At 65.2% G+C, this 2,778-nt stretch carries 3 protein-coding genes; 1 reads left to right on the top strand and 2 read right to left on the bottom strand.

The features are described from left to right. The coding region (locus AKL29_RS46185) for a porin (protein ID WP_244482662.1) at positions 1-940 on the top strand (940 nt) is incomplete at its 5' end. Positions 941-1,025: 85 nt separating this feature from the next. Here the strand turns inward: AKL29_RS46185 and AKL29_RS38795 are convergent. After that, on the bottom strand, positions 1,026-2,060 hold the full coding sequence (locus AKL29_RS38795) for an LLM class flavin-dependent oxidoreductase (protein WP_050387814.1): 1,035 nt from the start codon (positions 2,058-2,060) through the stop codon (positions 1,026-1,028). A gap of 213 nt (positions 2,061-2,273) precedes the next feature. Further along, positions 2,274-2,778, bottom strand: a 505-nt coding sequence (locus tag AKL29_RS46180) for a glutathione S-transferase C-terminal domain-containing protein (RefSeq protein WP_244482661.1), incomplete at its 5' end; no start/stop codon positions are given.

The following is a 2,778-nucleotide window of genomic DNA, read 5'->3' as shown; positions in this document are numbered from 1 at the left end:
CACCGCGCAGTTCGGCAACGGCGTGTCGCTGTCTCTGTCGGCTCAGGATCAGTCGGCTTACTACCAGGCTGGTGTGGCCAACCTCGGTGCGCCCGTCAACTTCGGCGTTCCCGGCAACGTCAACACGTTCGGCGTCAGCGACTATGCCGGCACGATTGCTCCGGATCTCGTCGCGATGCTGCGCGTCGATCAGGCCTGGGGTCTGTTCCAGGCATCGTTCGCCGCGCATAACAACCACGTGGCCTACTACGGCGGCACCGAGTTGACCGGTCATCCGGACGACAAGTGGGGCTGGGCTGGTTCGTTGGCCTTGTCGATCAAGAACATCCCGACCGGACCTGGCGACACCATCAACTTGCAGGGTGTCTACACCAACGGTGCGACCCGCTATAACATCCAGGATCTCGCCGGCTCCGCTGGTGCGAACACCATCTTCGGCGGCACGAACGTTCCTGGTGCTTACCAGAGCATCGGCTTCGGCAGTGCTCCGGACAGCGTGTTCGTCACGGGCGGTCAGCAGCAGCTGATCACGACCTACGGCTTCCGTGGTGCCTACGTGCACAACTGGAACCCGAACTGGAACACCAGCATCTACGGTGCTTGGGCCCAGGTTAACTACAACGGCACCGCCAAGGGCTACCTCTGCGGCCCGGCTGGCAACGGCGTGGGTGGCTCGCTCAGCAACTTCTTCGGTGCTGGTTCGGCTCTGACGTCCTGCAACCCCGACTACAGCATCGCGCAGCTCGGCACGCAGACCCAGTGGACCCCGGTGAAGAACCTGACCTTCTCGGCCGACTTCACCTACACCCGTCTGGACCAGAGCTTCGCTGGTACGGTCGCCTTCCCGGGCAGCGCCACGATCGGCAAGCCGGCCGCGGTCTACGAGCTGAAGGACCAGAACACCTACATGCTGCTGCTCCGCGCTCAGCGCAACTGGTAACACCGGTTGATCTGACTGCAAGCTAACAGAGCCCCCGGCGCCAAAACGCCGGGGGTTTTGCTTTGTGATTGCCGGTTCTGGCGCCTCACGCGGCGAGCATGTCGCGCACCATCGGCACAACCTTGCTGCCATAGAGCTCGATGCTCTTCATCAGCTTCTCATGCGGCAGCGGGCCCGCCGAGTATTTCAGCTGGAAGCGCGCCGCGCCGAGCGTCTTCACGGTCGACGCGATCTTGAGGGCAACGGTTTCCGGCGCGCCGACATAGAGCGAGCCGTGCTCGGCCTCAGCCACGAACTCGTCGCGGCCCATCGGCGGCCAACCGCGCTCCTTGCCGATCCGGTCACGCATGACCTTGTAGTCCGGCCACAGCTCCTCGCGTGCCTGTGCGTCGGTCTCGGCGACATAGCCGGGCGAATGCACGCCGATCGGCTTCGGTTCGCGGCCGAACTGCTGATAGGCGCGCTGGTGCAGATCGACATAGGGCGCAAAGCGCTTGGGATCGCCGCCGATGATGGCAAGCATCAGCGGCAGGTCGTAATGCGCCGCGCGGACCACCGACTCGGGACTGCCGCCGACGCCGATCCAGGTCTTCAGCCGGCCGTGCTCGGCCGGCGGATAGACCGACTGGCTCTTGAGCGGTGGCCGGAGCTTGCCCTGCCAGGTCACCGGCTGCTGCTTGAGCAGTTCGGTGAACAGATCGAGCTTCTCCTCGAACAGCTCGTTGTATTGCCTGAGGTCGAAGCCAAACAGCGGGAACGACTCGGTGAAGGAGCCGCGGCCGAGGATCACCTCGGCGCGGCCGTTCGAGACCGCGTCGACCGTGGCGAAGCGCTGGAAGACGCGGATCGGATCGTCCGAGCTTAGCACGGTCACTGCCGAGCCGAGGCGGATGTTTTGGGTGCACGCGGCGATTGCCGCCAGCACGGTCTCGGGCGAAGAGATCGCAAAATCGGCGCGGTGGTGCTCGCCGAGCCCGATGAAATCGATCCCGAGCTGATCGGCCAGCACCGCTTCGTCGACGACGTTGCGGATCACCTGGGCATGGGGCAGCGGCGTGCCGGCGGCGTCGTTGGTCACGTCGCCAAACGTATCAAGCCCGAATTCGACGGAGGTCGTCATGGTCAGTCCAGTTGTCGGCGTGGCGGAGCATCCACCACGGGCCACCCATCGCACGCAGGCCGAAAGGTCGGGTTGCTGCGGATCTATCCGCAAGCCTGCGCTGTGGAGCCTTCTGTTGGAGATAAACGGGAGCTATTGCCGGTTCAGGGGCCCGGCAAGGTCACGCCGCGAAACGCAGCGTTTCCAGGCCCGATTGGGAGCAGCCTGCGGCAATCAGCCCGGGACCACCAGGAAACCGGCGCGCGGGAAATGCACCACCACCTCGCCGACGCGCTCATCCGACCGGCGGATCGCGATGTGTTGCGCCGACAGCGAGACGATCTCGCCACGCACCGGGATCTTGCCGTAGTCATCCGGCATCACGGCAACGACGTCGCCGGGCTTGCGACCGTTCGGGTCCGTGGGGTCGCCGAACACAGGTGACTCCGGCCGTGCCTTCGCCGCGATCTCGAGCGCGTCGGCCGACGACATCTCGGTGCGCGTGCTGTGGCCGATGGCGCGGATGCGCTCCTCCCATGCCGCAACGCGCGGAAAGGACGTCATGATCTCGTCCATCGTGGCGAGACTCTGCCGCGCGTACCACACGTTCATGTAGGCGCTAACGTCCGCGAGGCTGAACTCGCCGAACAGCCACGGCCGGCCGTCGCCGAGTTGCGCCTCGATCCAGTCGATATTGGCGCGGAACTGGTCGCGCATCTGCGGCAGCGCCGCGGTCATG

The organism is Bradyrhizobium pachyrhizi, from assembly GCF_001189245.1.
Classification (GTDB): domain Bacteria; phylum Pseudomonadota; class Alphaproteobacteria; order Rhizobiales; family Xanthobacteraceae; genus Bradyrhizobium; species Bradyrhizobium pachyrhizi.
This window is presented reverse-complemented; position numbering and strand designations above follow the sequence as displayed.

Coding starts and splice junctions, on each gene's coding strand:
- AKL29_RS38795 (WP_050387814.1), bottom strand. CDS start 2,060: ATGACGACCTCCGTCGAATTCGGGCTTGATACGTTTGGCGACGTGACC.